The following is a 20,469-nucleotide window of genomic DNA, read 5'->3' on the forward strand; positions in this document are numbered from 1 at the left end:
TAAAGATGAAACGCATAAAAAAACTAAGATATATAAGCGCGGGAACAATGCTCCTTGTACTGTTAGTGGCAGGCAGTTGCACCAAGCTTGATGAGAAAGTATATGATAAAGTTGCAGTGGATCAGTTCCTGACCCGCAGAGACGATGTGATACGTGATTTTTTAAGGCCCTTTGAACATGCGTATTGGAGCATACAGGGTAATGATATTTATGCAGCCAGCGAAGATTGCACCGATGAGCTTGCTACGGTAAACCGGCAAGGCGACTGGCAGGACGGTGGATATTACCAGCGTATGCATTATCATACCTGGACCATTAACGATGGGTTTACAAGTGGCGCATGGACAGCCTTTTACCAGGGTATTGTACTCGCCACCAATTCCCTGCAGGATATGGAGGGCATAAAAGATCCGGCAAAATTAAATATAACACCAACTGAATTAGCCGATTTTAAAGCCGAATTAAAAACACTGCGTGCCTGGTTTAATTTAAGAGCGCTTGATTTTTACAGAAATATCGAGATTATTACCGATGTGAAAAGTTCAACACAGGGTAATAAGCAGGTACCCCCACAGGAAGCTTTTAACTTCATAGAATCGGAATTAAAGGCGGCCATTCCTGATTTGCCAACACGTGAGAGCCTGGGCGATCAGGGCATTGGAAGATGGACTAAAGCCGGTGCTGCCGCATTGCTGGTACGTTTATATCTAAATTCAAAAGTATACACGGGCGTTGATAAGTTTGCCGAATGCGCTGCAGTTTGTCAGGACATTATTAATGGAAAGTATGGGGCCTATGCATTAGATACCCGCTGGGACGCGCCTTTCGATTATACCAATAGTACCGTGGCTTCCGAAACCATATATGGTTTCCCGGGTAGCTTGTCACGTACACACTGGCAGTACGATGGCGGGATGTTCTTTTTCGCCATGACCTATGACGCGGCACCCCTCTATTGCGGATTTACCGATTTTGGCCAGGCCAATCCAAAATACGCATTGCAGCCGGGCAGGGATGTAGATAGTGTAGAGTATAGCTTTCAATTGGGAAAACCTTTTGTGAAATTTCAAAAATACCCGGACGACTATCGCCTGAAGTTGTATAAAAATCTGGGAAACAGCAAAAGAGAAGGTATGTTCCTGTTCGGATATCTGCCCTATCAGCACAGCGTTAATGGAAAAACGGTGACCGATACTGTAAAGGGAAATAAAGGTGATTATCCTTTGTTTATCCGTGATCAGGTGGGTATGTTCCTGGACACCAAACCCGGGAAAAAAATAGCCGATAAGGAATCTGACATGAACCATGCAGATCATAATTCAGGGGTGTTCTTTTTAAAATACCCGCTTTACCCAACGCCCGATCCTAACAGGATAACTTCGGCTTATGCAGAAATCAGGTTATCTGAAATCTATTATTCACTTGCGGAGTGTAAATACAGGTCGGGCGACAAATCCGGCGCTGCGGTATTGTTAAATGCGGTAAGGAAACGTAATTACCCTGCAAACTCTCCAAGTTTATATAAAAGCGACGGAAGCCAGTTAACTGATCAGGAAATGCTTGACGAGTGGGGGCGTGAGTTTTTGGGAGAAAACCGCCGTCGTACCGATCTGATACGCTGGGGCGTGTTTAGCACAGGCACCTGGTGGGATAAAAAACCAGATGGCGATAAGCACACCGAAATATTTCCTATTGGTAAAGATATTTTGGGTGTGAACCCTCAACTGGTGCAAAATCCGGGATATTGAGCGCCATGAACGATTTGCGCAGCAAATCGGTGCTGTTTGAATGATGAGGACAGGCCCCTCGGTATCGGCTTACAGGAGCAGGTACCAAACCGCTGCTAAGTTGCTCTGGTAAAGAGCCAGGGTGGGAAGCGTTAGCAGAGAAGGCAGTATTAAGCTGTCAGGTAAGTATAAAGAAGACGAATGCAAATGAACTGCCGAAGAGACGTCGAAAGGATTAGATGATGTCAAAAGTAAAGTACAGTATCACTTTATTATCAGCAGGGAGGACGACCTGTTTACCGTCCCTGCGGCATCCGGCGTATAGGCAGCGTGAGCTTTATACAGGCATTCAAGCGGAACTTGGGAACCTGTCGGAACGATGTGAAGAGAAAAGGTCAAGCGGAAGAACCCGTAAGTCCGAAACTATCGATGCGTACCACAGGGGCAGAGCCGCCCGTAGTAGTGATGATAGCCTTGGAAACTTGGCAAGAGCGAAGGGGTGGCATTATCAGGCGCTGTACATTAATAGAAACTGTTCAAAGGGCAACCTACAGGAGGTATAAGACATGTATAGGCCAAAACCATATTGTATTTCGAAAAAGTCGGTGCAGGAAGCTTACTTGAAGATCAAAACCAACAAAGGGGCATCTGGTGTAGACCAGATGAGTATGGAAGCATTTGACCAACAGCCACAGAAACATCTGTATAAGCTATGGAACCAAATGAGTTCAGGCAGCTATATGCCCCCTGCGATTAAACTGGTGGAGATACCCAAGAAAGATGGCGGTAAAAGGCCATTAGGTATACCTACCATAACCGACCGTATCGGACAAGCGGTGGTAGCCGGGATGTTGGGAAAGGTGGTCGACAACCTTTTCCATGATGATTCCTACGGCTACCGGCCTAAGAAATCTGCGTTGCAGGCAGTTGCCAAAACCCGTGAAAGGTGTTGGGAATATCACTGGCTGCTGGACGTAGATATCAAAGGGTTCTTCGGTGCGCCGGGCTAAGTTCGGCATTTTCAGCAGGTGAGATTCCTGTCTCAGCAAGGGCTAAGCCTGCCCACTGAGAATCGAGCCTTGAGTGCGTTAGGTAACGAAGCGTGCTAAGCGTAGGCAGAGCGATGACCGGGCCACAACGCAAGTGAAGCTATTGAGCCTCGTTATTAGAGAACCGGAGGCCGACAGGCTCGAAGAACCTGGAAGGCAAAAGTAGGCACTCGCAGAAGGCGAGAGTGTTGGAGACTCCGGCGGGGTCTTAGGGCGTGGCACGGCAGAAACGGAAATGACGGAAACCCGGGAGATCCATACCAGTCCTTGTCGGGAAGATAAGGTACACCGGACTAAAGGAGCTCCGAAGAAAGGTGGAGGCTGATATGGAAGTCGGACCTGTTCATAGTATTCTGAGCGCAGGAAAGCTGCGTACACGGGGAAGGGACAGGCAGGAATGTAACACAGTAAAGGGACACATGAACCTTACAAATTATGGAAACATGAACACAGAGAAGGAGAACGCATGAAAACGCAACTGAGCAGTGTAGCCGTGAAGGCAAAATTAGACAAGAGGACGGTGTTCACCTCTTTGGCGCATCTTTTAACACCAACTTTCTTAAAGGAAACATGGAAGAAGATGAACAAGAAAGGAGCGCCGGGAATCGACAAGGAAACAATGGCAGCTTTTGCAGAAAAGCTGGAAGAAAGAGTACAAGAAATGCACGAACAATTACGAGCAGGTAAGTATTATGCGCCACCAGTACGCCGGGTAGAAATACCCAAAGATGGAGCCAAAACGAGATTGTTGGGTATACCCACCGTTTCCGACCGGTTGCTGCAAGCTGCTGTAGCAAGGATACTGAATGCCGTGTTCGAGCCTGTCTTTCTGAACTCATCATGGGGTTACAGGCCAAAGCGAGATGCACATGGCGCGATAGGCGCATTACGAAGCCACATTATTGCAGGCAAGGTAATGCAAGTCTATGAAGCAGATATACGTGCCTACTTTGACAGGGTAAATCATGATTGGTTAAGACAATTTCTAAAGCAGAAAATTGCAGACCCGGTAATACTCCGATTGGTTGACAAATGGCTCCGGGCGGGAATAATGTCCGACGGGCTGAAAATCAGTAAAGAAGACGGAGTACCACAGGGTGGCCCGGTATCGTGCATACTGGCAAATGTATATCTGCATTACGTACTCGACCTATGGTTTGAAAAGAAGTTAAAAGCTTCTTGTAACGGCGAAGCACACCTGGTGCGTTACGTGGACGATTTTGTGGCTTGTTTCCAATATGAAAGAGACGCGATTCGCTTTGGCAAGGAACTGAAGGAACGCTTCCAGGAGTTTCATCTGGAACTGGCAGAAGAAAAGACAAGGTCAATGCCATTCGGGCGGTTCGCCAGAGAACGGGGCAAAAGCTTTAACCAACCTGTTGGAAAGTTCGACTTTCTTGGCTTCGCTCACATCTGTGGGACAGACCATGAAGGTAAGTTCGTTCTAATTCGAAAACCCAGACAGAAAAGCTGTCGAAAGTTCCTTGACAGGGTAAAGGAATGGTTGAAACGACATCCACACTATGATGTGTGGGATCAGCAGAGGCAAATACTGTCGATGTTGAGAGGTTTCTATCAATACTACGCCTTAACACATTGTGTGGAGAAATTGAACCTGATAAGGCTCTATGTGAGAAGGTGTTGGCGCTTTGCTATCAGACGCAAAAGCCAGCGCACTCGCTCGCAATGGGGATATCTGGACAATAAAAAGTGGTTTGAAATGCCCTATCCACAATTGTTACACGCTAATATCTAATTATGCAAAGAATGGACAAACATCCTGAAGAGCCCGTTGCGGGAAATCTGCACGGCGGGTTCTGTGGGGGAAGCAAGGGAGTAATCTGTGCTTCTACCCGACACAACATCCCGCATGATCTGCTCATGCTGTCTGTTGAGAAACATGCAGCGGACGAATGGATGGTAGTATACATCAAAAGATGGCTGGTAGCACCCTTGCAACTGGAAGATGGAACGATAGTGCAAAGGACGAAAGGCGTGCCGCAAGGCTCGGTGATCGGTCCCATACTATCAAACCTTTACCTGCATTACGCAATGGATATGTGGCTGATGAACAACTATCCCGACTTAGCTTTCGAGCGGTATGCGGATGATGGAGTCATTCATTGCAGGCGAGAAGAACAAGCTATCCGCTTAAAGGAACTACTGGCTAAGCGACTGAAGGATTGCGGACTGGAGATGCACGAAGACAAAACAAAGATCGTCTACTGCAAAGACAGCAACCGTACCAACAAAAGCCCCAAAGTAGTAACGTTCGACTTCCTTGGTTACACGTTCAAGCCGCGACAAGCGCAGAACAGCCAACGGAAAGAGGACTTTACCAACTTCCTGCCGGGCGTAAGCACAAAGGCAATGACAGCGATGAATGAAAAGCTGAACAACATGCCGATACTGCGCATACCAGGCATCGAAGTCGAGGCAGTTGCCAAAGCCATAAATCCTGTCCTGCAAGGTTGGATTAACTACTATGGCAAGTTCTATGCGACAAGGTTGAGAGACTTTATGCGCACGATAAATGCCAAAATAGCCAACTGGGCAATACGGAAATACAAAAAGCTTAGAACCAGCGTCACCAGAGGAATGAAATGGGTAAGCAGCCTTTACAGGCGTAAACCCAACTTGTTCGCACACTGGGCATTCGGTGCTAAGCCATTAATGGAACTACGATAATGGGAGCCGTATGCGCGGAGACGTGCACGTACGGTTCTGATAGAATCTCAGGCTGCAATGCCTGGGTTTACTAACTAATCAAATCAACTGCCGCTCCGTACCCTTATTGGCATTGGAGCGGCAGATTGTAAGATTTTGCCACAAAGCCTTCTAATTGAAGGCTTTTTTTGTTGACTCTTTTTGCCCTCAGGTTGTCCTTGCTGACGCCGCGAAGCCTTCTTTACCCTATTTATTCCCTCAGTTTCAGCGGCAAACCTTTTAGTTGTATAAACTGCATTTTATTGTTTCAGAATCCCTTTCTGATGAAAATATATAAATTAGCTATGTGTTAAAAAAAATCCCCTAACTATGAAAGTGTTGCTGTCGGTGTTCTTTTTTATAATAGTATCCTGTAATGCAAAATGTAAAGAATATACTGATAGTCTTTTAAGGGTTTTAAAATCCGAGATCCTAAAAAAAAAAATCTACGATGGTGAAAAAGACCGCCATATCAAAAAATTAAAGGAAACCCTGGCTTCGGTTCCCAAATCCGATTTTTACACCCAATATGCCATTTGCGATAAGCTGTACCAGGAGTATAAGGATTTCATATTTGATTCGGCCCATGTATATACTGAAAAGCTGCTGGCCTTAAGCCGTAAGATGAACGATTTGCCTAAGCTGTATGAAAGCAAAATAAAGCTGGGTACAATTCAATCGTCATGGGGCATGTTTAAGGAAACTTTTGAATGTCTTAGTCAGATTGACGTAAACCAGGCACCTGATAGCGTCAAATTAAGATACTATGAATTAAAATCAAAAGCTTATACCCGGCAGGCTCTGTATAATACCGATGAATTTTATTCCCCTTCTAACCGCGCCGAATCTATAAAAGCCTTAACCGCGGCCATACGCCTAAGTAAGCCAGGATCGTATGAAAAATATAGGCATTTAGCCGAGCTGTGCACGATATACGGGCAAAATGATAAGGCCACCGCTTATTGTGTTAAATTATTGAACAGCAATTTACCAACCTATCATGAACGTGCCATGATAGCACATGATTTAAGCAATTTAACTACCGGGCCCCAAAAAATACGACTAATTACACTTGCTGCCATTTATGATATCCGCTCGTCAACCAAAGAGACGTTGGCCATTTTTACACTTGGAAAAATATTAATGGATGAGGGCAAAATTGAAGATGCTGAAATCCTTTTACAGGAAGCGCTGGATCAGGCCAATATTTATGGCAACAAGATGCATAAGATAGAAATTGTGGCCATTTTAACCACGCTATCGGCTCAAAAGCTCATCAATTCTGAAAATAAAAAAAATGAAATATTAACCTATCTCATAACTATCTTAAGCATCGCCATAGCGGGCGTTGTATTTATTTCGGTAGTTGTATATACCAGGTTAAAAAGAGTAAAACGCCGTGAAGCCATCGTGAGCGAAAAGAACCAGCATTTAGATGGTTTAAATAAAAAACTTTCAGAAGATGCCCAGATCAAGGAAGAATACATTGGTTATTTTTTTGACGTTATTTCCGGTTATATTCTCAAACTCGAAAAAATAAAAAGAAATACCGAACGTAAGATCAAAATTCAGAATTATGAGGAGTTATTGCATTTAGCCAATCAAATCGACATTAAACAAGAGCGTCATATTTTGTTTCATACGTTCGATAATATATTCCTTAAGCTGTTCCCTAATTTTATTACCTCCTTTAACGCTTTGCTAAAGCCCGAAGATCAGATATGGCCAAAGGATAATGAGATTTTAAACACTAACCTGCGCATATTTGCCCTCATGCGGTTAGGTATTAAGGATACACAAACAATAGCCAATATACTGCAGAGTGCCGTAAGCACTATTTACACTTACAAAACCCGAATTAAATCAAAGGCGCTTGTACATGGCGATGATTTTGAAAACAAGATCATGGAGATCAATTTTGTCGACATCGAAAGCGTCCATTCTTAAGCAGGTTCGCCGGTTCGTTTGTGATATTTAAGGGTTAATCTAAGGGTTAATTTTAATGCTTTTATCTTCAAATAGCTTAAACTTTAGTTAGATTTTTTATTAATTAATTTGGTTTAATTTACTGATAATGAATTTTTTATACAAAAAAGCGTTTTGATTTTTTATAAGCGTCGGTAAAACAGGTATTTATTGTACTTCCCTATATACAACTTTGTATGTTATCCAATCATTACGGTTAACCTAAGTTATTAACCGCCTACCGGTGATCGGATACCCTTATAAACCAATAATAGTTTTTTTTCGGAAAATGTAGTTACGTATGTAAAATACAGTAAGCAGGCTGCCGCTGCTTAAGAATTTTACCTGTACCATAAATATCATTCCGAAACAGCATAGGTCGATAACCAAATTGATAGGAATGTCGTTTGTGACGCTCCTAAAACGATTTTATAAACCAATTTTTAACCTAACAATCATGCCAATGAAGAAAAAATCAAGCAAAATCATCACTGAAATTTCAATCAATCTTTTTTAGCATCTAATTAAAAACCAATTATGAAAAAAAAATTACGAACAGCAATTTCGATTTTCAAAAAGCCTCCGTTTTACATAGTCGCTATGATGATGTTATTCCTCTCAAACACCGGTATTGCCCGTGGTTTGAGGAACGTTGCGCCCGGTAAACTATCGCCTGCTGCAAAAATAGATAAGCCCTCAAATGCCATAACTGTAAAAGGAGCGGTTACAGACGGGGCGACAGGTGAAAAATTAACGGGTGTTTCTGTTGGAGTAAAGGGAAAACAATCCGGAACGCTGACCGACGTAAATGGAAATTTCTCTATTAATGTTGAAGGAACTGAAACGTTGGTGTTTTCATACATCGGGTATGAGTCTGTAGAAGTGCCCGTCGGCGGAAAAACAACCATCAATGTTAAACTAACCTCAACCAACAAAAGCTTAAACGAAGTAGTGGTGATAGGTTACGGAACGGCAAAAAAGGTTTCGCTAACCGGCGCTGTTGACAGGGTATCGGGTTCCCAGGCAGTGGAAGGCCGCCCTGTTACCGGTGCTATACAGGCGCTGCAGGGTGAGTCCCCCAACCTGGTTATCCAGCAAAAAGGCTGGAGCCCCTCGGGTGGCGGGTCATATAACATCAACATCAGGGGTACCGGAACTACAGGTAATAATGATCCGCTGATTGTTATTGACGGAATTATTGGTGGCGATATGAACACATTGAACCCCAATGATATTGATAATATTTCCGTTTTAAAAGATGCAGGTTCGGCTGCTATTTATGGCTCGCGCTCTGCCAATGGTGTAATATTGGTTACTACCAAAAAGGGAAAGCTTGGCACTAAGCCCAGCATTACTTACAATGGTATATATGGTACGCAGGTTCCCCACTTTACCTTTCATCCGTTAGGTGCATATGAAAACGCGCTTGATAAAAACATGTCGCTGGCCAATTCGGGCAAACCACCGCAATACTCAGATCAGCAATTGGCAGATATTAAAACTAAAGGCGACGGCGACTGGCGATTGGAAACCATTATGCACAACGCGCCGCAAACTAATCAGAACTTAACCATAAGTGGCGGATCACCAACCAGCACTTACCTCATGTCCTTTGGCTATTTTGATCAGCGTAATTATTTAGAGAAGAGCCTTATTAATGGTACTTATGGGCTAAGACGGTTTAACTTTCGTTTAAACCAGACAGCTACACTTGGCAATTTCAGCACCGGATGGAATTTAACCTACGCGAAGATCCAATATAACGAACCATTCAATGATGTAGTTGGCGATGCGCTCCGCGCCCCGTTAACCGATAGTTTTCAGGACGCCCAAGGCCGTTATATTACCGGGTTTGTAACATCCAACCCATTGGACCTTTTACGTAATGGTGGTTTTATGTTTACTAATAACGATGAGATTAACGGTAGTTTTAATATGGCTTATGCCATCACGCCCGCTTTTAAAATCAGGGCTGTATTTGGTGGTACAGTAAAAGCAAATACGCAATTACAAAGGCAGGTTGAATTAGATTATTATCCTACGGGACAATCTAATCAGGGCCGACAAACCGCTAACTATAACACCAAATCGCTTGCTACCAATACCAACTTAATTGCTGAGTACACTAAAACCTTTGGTAAACATTCTTTAAATGTTTTGGTAGGTGTGGCTAATGAATCGTATACATCTGAAGGAAACGGTGTACGCAAATCATTAACTGATTCGCTTTTAGGTATTCCGACCACCGGTACTATAATAGATCCGGGTACTCCTAACAATGGTTCATACAACTCCCTCAGTAACACCATTGAAACCAGCCTTAACTCTTACTTCGGTCGCGTTTCATACTCATATGCAAACAAGTACTTTTTAGACGGTACATTCAGGGGTGATGCCTCTTCAAACTTTCCTAAGAACAAACGCTGGGGATATTTTCCGTCAATAGGCGGTTCCTGGCGTTTAAGCGAAGAAGATTTCATGAGCAACTATAAAGAAAAAGTAGGCGATTTGCGGGTGCGGGCAAACTATGGTGTATTAGGAAATCAAAACGTTAGCGCTTATCAGTTTACGTCGTCATTTAATACCAATGCTAATGTTTACGCTTTTAATAATACTGCAACGGCAGGCGCTACACGTAACCTGGCCAACGTTGATCTTACCTGGGAAAAGGCTGCAACACTTGATATAGGTGCCGACGCTACGTTCTTTAACGGCCAGCTAACAGTAGGTGCAGATTATTTTAATAAAATAACGAGAGATATCCTCGCCCCCCGGCAGGACGTTCCAACGCTCTTCGGATCAGGGTTCCCCTCATACAATGTTTCTAAAGTGCAGGATAGGGGGTGGGAGTTGAAAATAACCTATGCAACCAGGGGCACGTTTGCTCAAAACTTCTCATTCAGTATTTCAGATGCCAAGAGCAAATTACTGGCATTTAGTTATGGGCAAACAGAAAATGTATTCCAGAGAGAAGAATTTGAATTTGTTCGCAGGGTAGGCTATCCTATTACCGTTTACCAGGGTTATAAAACCGCTGGCCTGTATCAATCGCAGGCAGAGGTTGACAGCTACCCCAGGTTCGCGAATTATACCACAGGTCTGGCTCCGGGCGACTGGAAATTTGTTGACAAAAACGGCGACGGAAAAATTGACGCGCAGGACAAGTTTATTTTAGGCGACCCCTTTCCGAGATATACGTTTGGGTTTAATTACAACGCCTCTTATAAAGGTTTCGACCTCACCATATTTATACAGGGTGTGCTGAAAAGGAGCGCGTTGATAAGGGGCGAATTAATTGAGCCGTATCACTTCAGCAATTATGGAGGCACGATATACGATAGCAACAGTGATTTCTGGACACCACAAAATACCAATGCCAAATATCCCCGCTTAGCCGAAAACGGCACAGTGGCCAACAACAATGATTACCGTACCGGCTCTGACATGTATCTATTTAATGCCGCCTACGGAAGGCTTAAAAATGTACAGATAGGGTATTCTTTACCGGCCGGTTTTTTATCTAAAATAAGTGTAAAAAAGGCAAGGGTATATTTTACGGCTCAGAATATACTCACCGTATCACCATTGAAATTTACCGATCCTGAAGGGACTGAGTTCGGTAATAACCTGGATAATACCGTAGGCGCAAACAGCCCGCGCGGATATCCGGTGCCTGTTTTCTATGGTATGGGTTTAGACATGACTTTTTAACAATTAAAATTAAATGATTATGCGTTTAAGACATTTTAATAAAACAAAACTCATCATACTCCTTGCGGTTGCTATGGTCGGCTGTAAAAAGATCGATCTCACGCCCAAAGACAGGTATACCGATGATAACTTTTGGCAGGTAAATGCCAATGCATTTAATGCGCTGGCCACTTGTTATAGCCAGCAAATTAGTGGCGGGCAGCCGGGCTCAAGCAGCGCAGCGCAAGCCTACTTTTATAACGAAGCGCTTTCTGATAATGCGTTTTGCCCGCTTGATGTTAACGTTGGTACGCCAACTCAGATATCAAGCGGGAGCGACGCAAATTTTAACCCTGGTATAAACAGGGTGAAATATGAATGGGGCAGTTATTACACCAATATCAGGTCGTGCAACCTGTTTTTGGAAAACATAGATAAGAATACCACACTGGGCGCTCCACTTATTGAAAGAATGAAAGGCGAAGCAAGGTACCTGCGGGCGCATGCGCTTTTCAGGTTAACAAACTTTTTTGGCGATGTGCCGCTGATTACCAAAGTTCAAACCCCTGAGGAAGCAAAAGTGGTTGCAAAAACGCCTAAAGCCGATGTGGTAAAATTTATACTAAGTGAACTGGATGCCGCCGCCGCTGTTTTACCAAAAAGAGAGGACCTGGCAGCTACAGATCGCGGGCGTATAACAAAGGGAGCGGCGAAGGCCATGAAGGCGAGGGTATTACTATATAATAACCAATGGGCCGAATGCGCAACTGTTTGCGAGGATTTGATGAATAACCAGGCCGAGAATGGCACTTATACTTTACAGACATCCTTTCCTGATATTTTCTCCGCCACTAATAAGTATAATTCTGAAGTTATAGCCGATCTGGGGTATCAGCAACCCGACCGCACCTGGACCGATTGGTCAGATTTTGGGCCTTTTTATACCGGATCCGGCGCTACAGCGGCAAGTAACAGCAACCTGGTGCCAACCCAGGACCTGGTAGAAAGTTACCTAACGCTGGATGGTAAAAACATATTTGAACAGGGTTCTGGCTATGACGAAAATAATGCGCCTTATGCAAATCGCGATCCCCGTTTAGGTTATACCGTTGTTTATGATAAATATAAATGGGTAAATAACTTAGGCAATTCGCAGACAATCTATATTAAACCCGGAACTGCGCCGGATGCCACTAACAAAAAGAATGAAGCTGGTCCCACCGGTACAACCTCTGGATACTATTGGAGAAAATATTTTGACCCAACAGCCCCATCCGGTACTTTTAATTATGGCGAAAACATAATTATACAACGATGGGCCGAGGTTTTACTGATGGAGGCCGAAGCGAAAACAATGCTGGGGCAAATGGATGCAGCCGTTTGGGATAAAACAATAAAGCCATTACGAGTAAGGGCGGGCTTTGTTAATACTTTAGCATTAACTTATCCCGGTAATACCACCATGAAGATGATTGACCAGGTCAGAAACGAAAGAAGGTGCGAACTGGCCTTTGAATCGTTACGTTATGATGATATCAAGAGGTGGAAAATAGCCGAGGTTGTGCTGAACCATCCGCCGGGTAATGAGGTGCGCGGTGCCAAGTTTGCCTCAAATAATACCGCCTTCCTGAAATTAGTGGTAAGAACATTCAATCCGGCTAAACACTATCTGTGGCCCATCCCAACAGAAAGTATACAAACTGACCCGAGCCTTACTCAAAATCCGGGATGGTGAAGTGTTTATCGTTTCAGTTGAAAAAATAACACACTGTTAAAATTAAAAATAAGGTAAGAGGTCGACCCCGGACCGCTTACCTTATTTGAAAAATAAAATGCAACCGAGGCATTTTATTTTTCCATTTTATTAAGTAACTACATATATTAAACCCAACACAACTACAATCAGCTATCATGAAAAAGAATTTTGTATTAATCGTTTTCCTTTTGTTTGCCATAACCCGCACACAAGCACAAAACGCGCCAGTTAACTACGTAAACCCGTTATTAGGTACTGCAACGCTATGGGATGCTAAAGACGCCGGATATGTACCAACCAGAAGGGTATGGGGAGCGGAGGTATTTCCCGGGTCATCTGTTCCAAATGCCATGGTTCAGTTAACGCCGGTCACTCAATTTCATAGTGGGTCTGGGTATCAATATGAAGATAAGGTTATTTATGGGTTTAGCCATACAAGTAAAGGTCACTGGAATTTATGTTATATCCCCTTACTACCCGCAACCGGTACTATAGCGGCCGATGATTATAAATCGGAATTTAGCCACACAAAGGAATCGGCACATCCGGGTTATTACCAGGTTTACCTGGAGCGTTATGGCGTTAATGCCGAACTGACTTCAACATTACGGTGTGCATTTCATAAATATACCTTTAAGGCAGGGGAACATAAAAAAATAATTGCGGATCTTTCCATGTCAAATGAGCGGGTTAGGAGCTGGAACATTGTTCAAGAAGGCGATAATGTTTTTACAGGTTTTCAGCAAGCGGGGGAAAAAATGTATTTCTACGCGGTTACCAACCATAAGATAAAAAGTATCGATTCGGTAAAAAGCGAACCAAAAAGGGGGGAGCCAAAAACAGTACCTGTAGTAAGTTTTGAGGACGCTGATAAACCGCTGGAAATGAAGATAGGTTTTTCATTTGTAAGCATAAAAAACGCAAAGGAAAACTTAGAGAAGGAGATGCTGAATAAAAGCTTTGACCAGGTGCGGAAAGAAGCTACAGATACCTGGAATGACCTGCTTTCCAAAATCACTGTTACCGGTGGTACCGAGCGTCAAAAGGGATTGTTCTATTCATGTCTGTACCGGTCGTTTCTGTGGCCAGCTTTGCGTAGCGACATAAACGGTGATTTTACCGACATAGGTGGTAAAGTTGTAAATAAGGGGTTCAATTACTATACTGAGCCATCTTTATGGGACGACTATCGCAATAAACTGGTGCTGTTGGGCCTGCTTTCGCCCAAGGTAACCAACGACGTGATCAAATCATTGATAGATAAGGGAGAAATAAAAGGGTTTATGCCAACCTTTTTCCATGGCGATCATGCATCGGCTTTTATCGCCGGATCATATTTAAGGGGATTAAGGGATTATGATGTGAAAAAGGCCTATAACCTCCTTTTAAAGAATGCGACCGTTGAGGGAGGAACCCGGCCATATATAACCGAGTTTAATACCAAAGGCTACATAGCAGAGCTTGATGTTGAAAATCCGGTAACCAACACCGTTACCAAAGCCGCTGTTACCAAAACATTAGAATATGCTTATGACGATTACGCGGTGGCCTTACTCGCTAAAGAACTAAAAGATACGGCCAATTATCGCATGCTCATGAGCAAAACCGGTAATTACAAAAACGTATTTGATAGCGCTACTGGTTTTATGCGCGGGCGACTGGCCGATGGCACCTGGGTGAAAAATTTCAAACCGGATTATCCTTACTTTGAGTATATGTACCGCGAAGCCAATGCGTGGCAGTCAACTTTTTTTGCACCGCATGATCCTAATGGCCTGGTTGGACTTTTTCCGAGCAAAGCTGCTTTTGAGCAAAAGCTTGATTCGCTTTTTACTGTGCCATGGAAAGGATATGAAGCCGAAAATATATCAGGCTTTATTGGTCAGTACTGCCAGGGAAACCAGCCCGATCATAGCACGCCGTTTATGTATTATTTTATTAACAGGCAAGAAAAATCGCAGGTTATACTGGATAGCATCATGAACCATTTTTATGGTATGGGTAAAGAGAAGCTGGCTTATGCCGGTATGGACGATGCCGGTGAAATGTCGTCATGGTATGTATTCAATGCCATGGGCTTTTATCCGTTTTCACCTGCCGATCCTAAGTATATTGTTTCGGTGCCGATTTTCGATAAGATAGAATTTAAATTTGGGGGTACAAACAAGGGCTTTGCAATTATAAAAAAGAACTCAGGTAAAAAAATCAATGATATAAATTATGGCGGCCAGAAAGTGAATGGTTATTTTATTGACGATGCCGAACTGAAAAAAGGCAAAACATTGGTAATAACTACCAGCAAATGATCAAAGAAACCGGCTACCTGAATAAGGAGCCGGTTTCTTTCATTTGTACAATTATTATTTTCGGCTACTACTGCTGCCGATGAGCATATCTCTTACAAAACTCTCTTATTATTTTCATTTAATCCATAAGCCTTTATTGACCCATATGGCCTTTATTTTCAGTGAGCATATCAGGGTAGATATTTGTGATATTATGTGCATATTCATTGGGATTTTTAATAAATAATAGCGTTATATTTCTGTATATTAACACTTTACACAATTGAGTATACAATCCTCCGTTGCCTGTTTTTTCAGCTTTACTAAGTATGATCTTTGTTTGTAAATATTAAAAAATATTAAAACCAATTAAAACAGGCCGTTATGAAAAATTTAAATACCATCGCATTCAGGCTGGTCATATTTGCCGTCATTGCCTTTAGTTTTTCCTGCAAAAAACTTGAGGAATCTCCACAACCACAAAGTTCAAAAAGTTTGACAGGTACTAATAGTACTTTATATACTCCGGAAACCATTTTTACGGCACAGCAACACGTGTTCACGGATATTCATATCTGTTATGATGATAAGGTGTTCCTGCTGGAGAATGGAAAACTGAAACGATTAGTAGGTAACGCGCTGGTTGATGTTGCATTGCCCAGTTCGGTTTACACCAATTTTCATCCGACACATCTTGCTATATCAAAAGACTTTACTTTTTATCTGCGGGCAACAACGGGCATTAAAATTATCAAAGGCGGGCAGGTTATAAAGGAATACAAGGTAGGGCAGGCTCCTTTACAAGACTATACTACGGAAACCTTTGGTGATTTTAACGTTGCTGTAGACGAAACAGATCAGTCATTGATTGTTGGCGTACCAAGGCTTTTTAATCCCGGTTTGGTATCAACATTAAAGATTACCAAGAGTGGTCAGGCCAGTTTGCTTTCACAAAGTGACGGAGAAACTAAAGGGGGCTTTTTTACCGCTTTTGATGTAGGTGGTAATCCGGGGCAGCTTTGGTTTACAGGCTTATCGTCTTTTAATGACAATTTTTATTCTCAGCTTTATGTTTATAAGCTGACCAGCCCCCCATTTAATTATACGCTGCAACACACTTATGGTGTGGATTTAGGCAATCACTCACCCTTTCCGCTCGAGGGCGCTCTGGATACTGTTGGTTTTCTTATAATGGCCGACATTAAAATTTCAAAGGATGCTAAAACCATATATTTAAAAAATGGTGAGTATGAAAGTGATACAACGGCGAATGTAGGGAGCGTATTCCGGATTCGTGATAATATGGTTACCGAGATAGCTGAAAATGTTACAAACAAAAGAATGGCGATTTCGAAGGATGGTAAAACACTGTATTTTGCAGGGCAAGGCCTATACAAAATCACTTTTTGATCACAATCATAGGGGTTTTATAAACCAGGGAAGGCGATGCGGCAGGTTGACTTATCTTGCAGTTAATGATTTTTCTAAATCATCCTTAAAGTGTCGGCCAATAGGAATTTGTTGACTATTCAGTAGCACCTGGTTACTCTCTAAACGAGTGATTTTTTGAATCGATACAATGAAAGATTTATGCACCCGGACAAAGCGATTGTTGGGGAAAATATCCAACATCGCTTTGATTGAGCCTTTCAGCAGGATCTTTCCTGAATGTGTAAATACAATGGCATAATCTTTCAATCCCTGAATGTATATTACATCATCAAATTGCAGTTTGATGCGTTGAACACCACTTTTGACAAAAACAAAATTTTCGCTTTCATCAGAAATAGCTTCAATTTTACTGTGCTGCATTTTCAGTTCCAAAAACTCCCGTACTTTTGAAATGGACTGGTTGAAACGGGTAAAGGATATCGGTTTTAGTAAAAAATCAATTACGCCCAATTCATACCCTTCAAATGCATAATTGCGGTAGGCTGTGGTGAAAATGGTCAATGGAGGATCTGATAATGCTTTTAAGAATTCGATGCCTGTCATTTCCGGCATCTTGATATCCAAAAGCAAGACATCTACCTGGTGATTTTCCAGATAGAGTAATGCTTCGGCGGTATGGCTAAAAAGCGACGCAGAATGTACTCCATCCAGTTTTTTCAGGTAGCCGTCTAATACTTCGAGCGCAAGCGGCTCATCATCTATCACAACAAATTTCAACATCATTTCTCAATCTGTCTTTATAATTCAATTACCAGTTTAGCCAGGAAGGTATCTGCCTTTTGTTCAAACTTCAGGGAATGCCTTCCGGGATAGAGCAGCTCCAAACGCTTTTGCAGATTGCTGAGCCCGATTCCACCTTTACCTTTACCGACAACTGTAGGTGGTTTACCATTTTCTATAATAACAGCCAATGTGGATTTGTTTAAGGTAATTCTTGCATTCAGCCAGCTATTTTCCGTTTGTTTGCTTACTCCGTGCTTAAAAGCGTTCTCTACCAGCGGCAACAGCAGGAGGGGGGCAATTGTATAACCGGTCATTTCACCCTCAATGGTTAAAGTAATAACAGATTGGTGGTTTAACCTGAGCCGCTCGAGTTCCATATAATTGTTGAGGTAAGCAATTTCTTTTTCCAGTAGCACCCTGGCATCAGTACTGTCATATAACATGTATTCCATCATCTCAGACAGCTTCAGGACAACATCAGGAGCAAGTTCTGACTTTTTCAGTGTCAGCGCGTAAAGGTTATTTAAGATATTAAATAAGAAATGCGGGTTCACCTGAGCGCGAAGGAAATTCACTTCTGCATTCAATTTTTCTACAGTGATTTTCTGAATGATAAGTTGCTGCCCATACCAATCCAAGCTTAGCTTTAATGCCAGCATTAAGCCCAGGTACCACAAGGTGCTGAAAAAATTGTAGGACAATGCCTGCATCAGATCACTGTTACGCATCGGGCCAACCACATAACCATACAAATAATAATCAAACAGGCTTTGGGCAGTTAAGTAGCCGATCACCGAAAGGATAACCGCCATAAAATAGGCGACATATCGCTTCTTTAAGAGATATTTCGGTAAAAAATAGTGCAGGTTAAGATAAGCGATCAGGATAAGCAACATGACCCGGCCCGTAACGCAGGCAACAAAATAAGGCATACTGGCTTTATAGATCAGGTACCTTTTTTCATATATAAAAAATCCGGTAATCAATACCCAGTAAGCACTATGTATGAGGGCATATTTTATCGAAACGGTGCGTTTTGAAAATGGCAACTTTAGTGTTTTGTCAAAAAAATCCATTTTGATCATTTAAACGTCAGTGGTAGAGGTGCTTCTTAACCCCTTTTATAAAAGAACCTAAAAAGATTAAGCTTACGAAATTTCGTCGATCAACTGCACAAATAGTAGATGAATATAAGCAATTATAACCGATGTCTATTATTCCTGTAGTTGCTCTACTATTTTTCTGCCGGGTAGGCTTTTCATTTAATATTGTTCCAAAAATACGATCCTTTAAAATTAAAAATCATGAAAAAAAGCACAATAAATCAGACGTTTATCAAGGTATTTACGCTGATCGCATTTAGTTTTGCAGCATTGGGATTTACCACCAGGTTTGGACTGGACGGCTACGAGGTATACTTAAATAACAAACTTTTACTGAAGCAGTATGTGAACCAGCCGGTGAATTTAAGGGTATTACAACTGGATAAAGCAAAAGACAACGACGAGTTGCGCATAAAGTATACCCATTGTTCCAATAAGGGAGCCGGTACGGGCCGGAGTATAGCGCTGAAAGATGAGCAGGGAAACACCCTGAAGAAATGGGCTTTTGCCGATGCTGCTGGTTCAGATTTAAGTATGGTTGTGCCCGTAAAAGAGTTGTTGCAGCTGGAAAAAAAGAATGCTGGTCATGAGCTTAGCCTCTATTATACCGCCCGGGAGCTTCCCAAAAGCGAGATGCTTGGATTTGTCCGCGTCAAATAATATAATAATAGTGCCCCGTTTCGCCCGGGGCACTTGATTAACCAGGAAGGACACTCTTTTAGATTAGCGAAGGTTTCCGTATTTAAGGATTAAATTAATTTTTGCCAAACACTTGTTTTACTGCCTCAAGATATTCGTAGCCATGTTGTTTGTCTGGTTCCAGGTAACTGCCTTCGGCCCATTCGTTCCAGGCATTAATGGTTATCAGCTTAGGTTGTTCTGGGTGACTATCTGCATAATTTTTGGCCTGCAATAAAAAACGTTTAAAGTCGGCTGGGTTGGCATCCGTAACCATACCCTGTAACGGTCCGGTGAAGCGTGGATTAGGATCCCAGCTGATAGATACATGCGGGAAAAACGGTACGGTAAACTCTTTGCTGAATTTATGCCACCCTTCAATTGCTTTAACGCCCCATTTGTCATACCTGTCTAAAGGGATATAATGGCACCACTGGTAATTGGTAAGACTTTTGAAACCCAGCTCGGTAACCGTATTATTTTGGGTACTGCTGGTATCACCAGGCACTGCAGACAGGTTACTGGGTATAGCCGACCATAAAATGCCTTGCAGGTGTAAGCCAGGGAAGCCCGCTTCTTTTGTTTTTTTGGTAAAATAATCAAGCGCTGCTTTGGCTGCAGTGATACTGCCCATGCCTTTAATAAATGTGGATAGTTCATAAATACTGAATACCGGCTCGCCATTTATTTTGTAATAGTTAGGCTGGCTAAAATAATCTTTAATTACATGAGCAATCATATTATTAAATGTGGCCCTGTCTATGGCCCCGTGCCAGTATATTTTATTTTTGTCGGCAGCGGTATAATCAAGGTAGCTGCTGTGATCGTGATTGGCCCACATCAAATAAAATTTCATTTTATTTTTGTTTGCCGCACTTAAAAAACCTTTATTCAATCCGTCCTCCAAAAAAGGTTTTCCATCATACCAATACCAATCATATATAAATACATTTACACCATGTGATACGGCAGCATCAATCTTTTTTGCCACCACTTTAGGATCAGCCTCATTGGTATAACCCCATAATGGAACGTGCGGCTGGTTATGCCCGGGGAATTTAGGTTTAGCATTATAAATAGCTTCCCACTCACCTTTACCATCTTTAAACACACCAATGTCCTTAAATCGTGCATCGGGCTGATAAGCGGGCCATACATAAGCGGCAATGTCATATTGCTGCTTTGCAGACTGCGGATATGCCGCTATTATATTTGTCATGAATAAAAAGAGCGCGTAAAAAAACTTTATGAATTTCGGTTCTTTCATTTTTACGTTGTCGTATTTAATGATTATTTCTGTACAATCTTTTTATTGGCAAAACGCTCAGCTTCCCT

At 42.5% G+C, this 20,469-nt stretch carries 13 protein-coding genes; 10 read left to right on the forward strand and 3 right to left on the reverse strand.

What is annotated here, in order from left to right; genetic code table 11:
* The first annotated feature begins 5 nt into the window (after nt 1-5).
* From SNE25_RS16410 to SNE25_RS16450, 9 genes are all read left to right on the forward strand, one after another.
* The gene (locus SNE25_RS16410; RefSeq protein WP_321566193.1) at nt 6-1,748 is read left to right on the forward strand and encodes a RagB/SusD family nutrient uptake outer membrane protein; all 1,743 of its coding nucleotides are present in this window, start codon (nt 6-8) and stop codon (nt 1,746-1,748) included.
* A 545-nt stretch (nt 1,749-2,293) separates the two neighbouring features.
* Nucleotides 2,294-2,737, forward strand: a complete 444-nt coding sequence (locus SNE25_RS16415) for a reverse transcriptase domain-containing protein (protein WP_321563968.1) — start codon at nt 2,294-2,296, stop codon at nt 2,735-2,737.
* 505 nt (nt 2,738-3,242) lie between these two features.
* Nucleotides 3,243-4,532 (forward strand): group II intron reverse transcriptase/maturase, encoded by a 1,290-nt coding sequence (ltrA, locus tag SNE25_RS16420; protein ID WP_321560076.1) that lies wholly within the window; start codon nt 3,243-3,245, stop codon nt 4,530-4,532.
* 2 nt (nt 4,533-4,534) lie between these two features.
* On the forward strand, nt 4,535-5,464 hold the full coding sequence (locus tag SNE25_RS16425) for a reverse transcriptase domain-containing protein (protein WP_321560077.1): 930 nt from the start codon (nt 4,535-4,537) through the stop codon (nt 5,462-5,464).
* A 348-nt stretch (nt 5,465-5,812) separates the two neighbouring features.
* Complete coding sequence (locus SNE25_RS16430) at nt 5,813-7,429, forward strand: DUF6377 domain-containing protein (protein WP_321560078.1); 1,617 nt, start codon at nt 5,813-5,815, stop codon at nt 7,427-7,429.
* Between the two features lie 555 nt (nt 7,430-7,984).
* Nucleotides 7,985-11,158, forward strand: coding sequence for a SusC/RagA family TonB-linked outer membrane protein (locus SNE25_RS16435; protein WP_321560079.1), 3,174 nt, complete (start codon nt 7,985-7,987; stop codon nt 11,156-11,158).
* Nucleotides 11,159-11,177: 19 nt separating this feature from the next.
* A complete protein-coding gene (locus SNE25_RS16440) occupies nt 11,178-12,872 on the forward strand; it encodes a RagB/SusD family nutrient uptake outer membrane protein (protein ID WP_321560080.1) in 1,695 nt (564 codons plus the stop codon).
* 176 nt (nt 12,873-13,048) lie between these two features.
* On the forward strand, nt 13,049-15,199 hold the full coding sequence (locus SNE25_RS16445; protein ID WP_321560081.1) for a GH92 family glycosyl hydrolase: 2,151 nt from the start codon (nt 13,049-13,051) through the stop codon (nt 15,197-15,199).
* A gap of 363 nt (nt 15,200-15,562) precedes the next feature.
* Nucleotides 15,563-16,588: a hypothetical protein gene (locus SNE25_RS16450; RefSeq protein ID WP_321560082.1), complete on the forward strand. Its 1,026-nt coding sequence runs from the start codon at nt 15,563-15,565 to the stop codon at nt 16,586-16,588.
* 51 nt (nt 16,589-16,639) lie between these two features.
* Here SNE25_RS16450 and SNE25_RS16455 read toward each other — a convergent pair whose 3' ends face one another.
* Both SNE25_RS16455 and SNE25_RS16460 read right to left on the reverse strand, forming a co-directional pair.
* Nucleotides 16,640-17,353: a LytR/AlgR family response regulator transcription factor gene (locus SNE25_RS16455; RefSeq protein WP_321560083.1), complete on the reverse strand. Its 714-nt coding sequence runs from the start codon at nt 17,351-17,353 to the stop codon at nt 16,640-16,642.
* A 14-nt stretch (nt 17,354-17,367) separates the two neighbouring features.
* On the reverse strand, nt 17,368-18,429 hold the full coding sequence (locus tag SNE25_RS16460) for a sensor histidine kinase (protein WP_321560084.1): 1,062 nt from the start codon (nt 18,427-18,429) through the stop codon (nt 17,368-17,370).
* Nucleotides 18,430-18,657: 228 nt separating this feature from the next.
* Between SNE25_RS16460 and SNE25_RS16465 the strand changes: the two genes are divergently transcribed.
* Nucleotides 18,658-19,116 carry a hypothetical protein gene (locus SNE25_RS16465; protein WP_321560085.1) on the forward strand — a complete coding sequence of 153 codons (459 nt, stop codon included), beginning with the start codon at nt 18,658-18,660 and terminating at the stop codon, nt 19,114-19,116.
* 94 nt (nt 19,117-19,210) lie between these two features.
* Here the strand turns inward: SNE25_RS16465 and SNE25_RS16470 are convergent, their stop codons facing one another.
* The gene (locus tag SNE25_RS16470; protein WP_321560086.1) at nt 19,211-20,353 is read right to left on the reverse strand and encodes a glycosyltransferase WbsX family protein; all 1,143 of its coding nucleotides are present in this window, start codon (nt 20,351-20,353) and stop codon (nt 19,211-19,213) included.
* Nucleotides 20,354-20,469 lie beyond the last annotated feature (116 nt).

Origin of the sequence: Mucilaginibacter sabulilitoris, assembly GCF_034262375.1 — a bacterium.
Classification (GTDB): domain Bacteria; phylum Bacteroidota; class Bacteroidia; order Sphingobacteriales; family Sphingobacteriaceae; genus Mucilaginibacter; species Mucilaginibacter sabulilitoris.

Coding starts and splice junctions, on each gene's coding strand:
- SNE25_RS16410 (WP_321566193.1), top strand. CDS start 6: ATGAAACGCATAAAAAAACTAAGATATATAAGCGCGGGAACAATGCTC.
- SNE25_RS16415 (WP_321563968.1), top strand. CDS start 2,294: ATGTATAGGCCAAAACCATATTGTATTTCGAAAAAGTCGGTGCAGGAA.
- ltrA (WP_321560076.1), top strand. CDS start 3,243: ATGAAAACGCAACTGAGCAGTGTAGCCGTGAAGGCAAAATTAGACAAG.
- SNE25_RS16425 (WP_321560077.1), top strand. CDS start 4,535: ATGCAAAGAATGGACAAACATCCTGAAGAGCCCGTTGCGGGAAATCTG.
- SNE25_RS16430 (WP_321560078.1), top strand. CDS start 5,813: ATGAAAGTGTTGCTGTCGGTGTTCTTTTTTATAATAGTATCCTGTAAT.
- SNE25_RS16435 (WP_321560079.1), top strand. CDS start 7,985: ATGAAAAAAAAATTACGAACAGCAATTTCGATTTTCAAAAAGCCTCCG.
- SNE25_RS16440 (WP_321560080.1), top strand. CDS start 11,178: ATGCGTTTAAGACATTTTAATAAAACAAAACTCATCATACTCCTTGCG.
- SNE25_RS16445 (WP_321560081.1), top strand. CDS start 13,049: ATGAAAAAGAATTTTGTATTAATCGTTTTCCTTTTGTTTGCCATAACC.
- SNE25_RS16450 (WP_321560082.1), top strand. CDS start 15,563: ATGAAAAATTTAAATACCATCGCATTCAGGCTGGTCATATTTGCCGTC.
- SNE25_RS16455 (WP_321560083.1), bottom strand. CDS start 17,353: ATGATGTTGAAATTTGTTGTGATAGATGATGAGCCGCTTGCGCTCGAA.
- SNE25_RS16460 (WP_321560084.1), bottom strand. CDS start 18,429: ATGGATTTTTTTGACAAAACACTAAAGTTGCCATTTTCAAAACGCACC.
- SNE25_RS16465 (WP_321560085.1), top strand. CDS start 18,658: ATGAAAAAAAGCACAATAAATCAGACGTTTATCAAGGTATTTACGCTG.
- SNE25_RS16470 (WP_321560086.1), bottom strand. CDS start 20,353: ATGACAAATATAATAGCGGCATATCCGCAGTCTGCAAAGCAGCAATAT.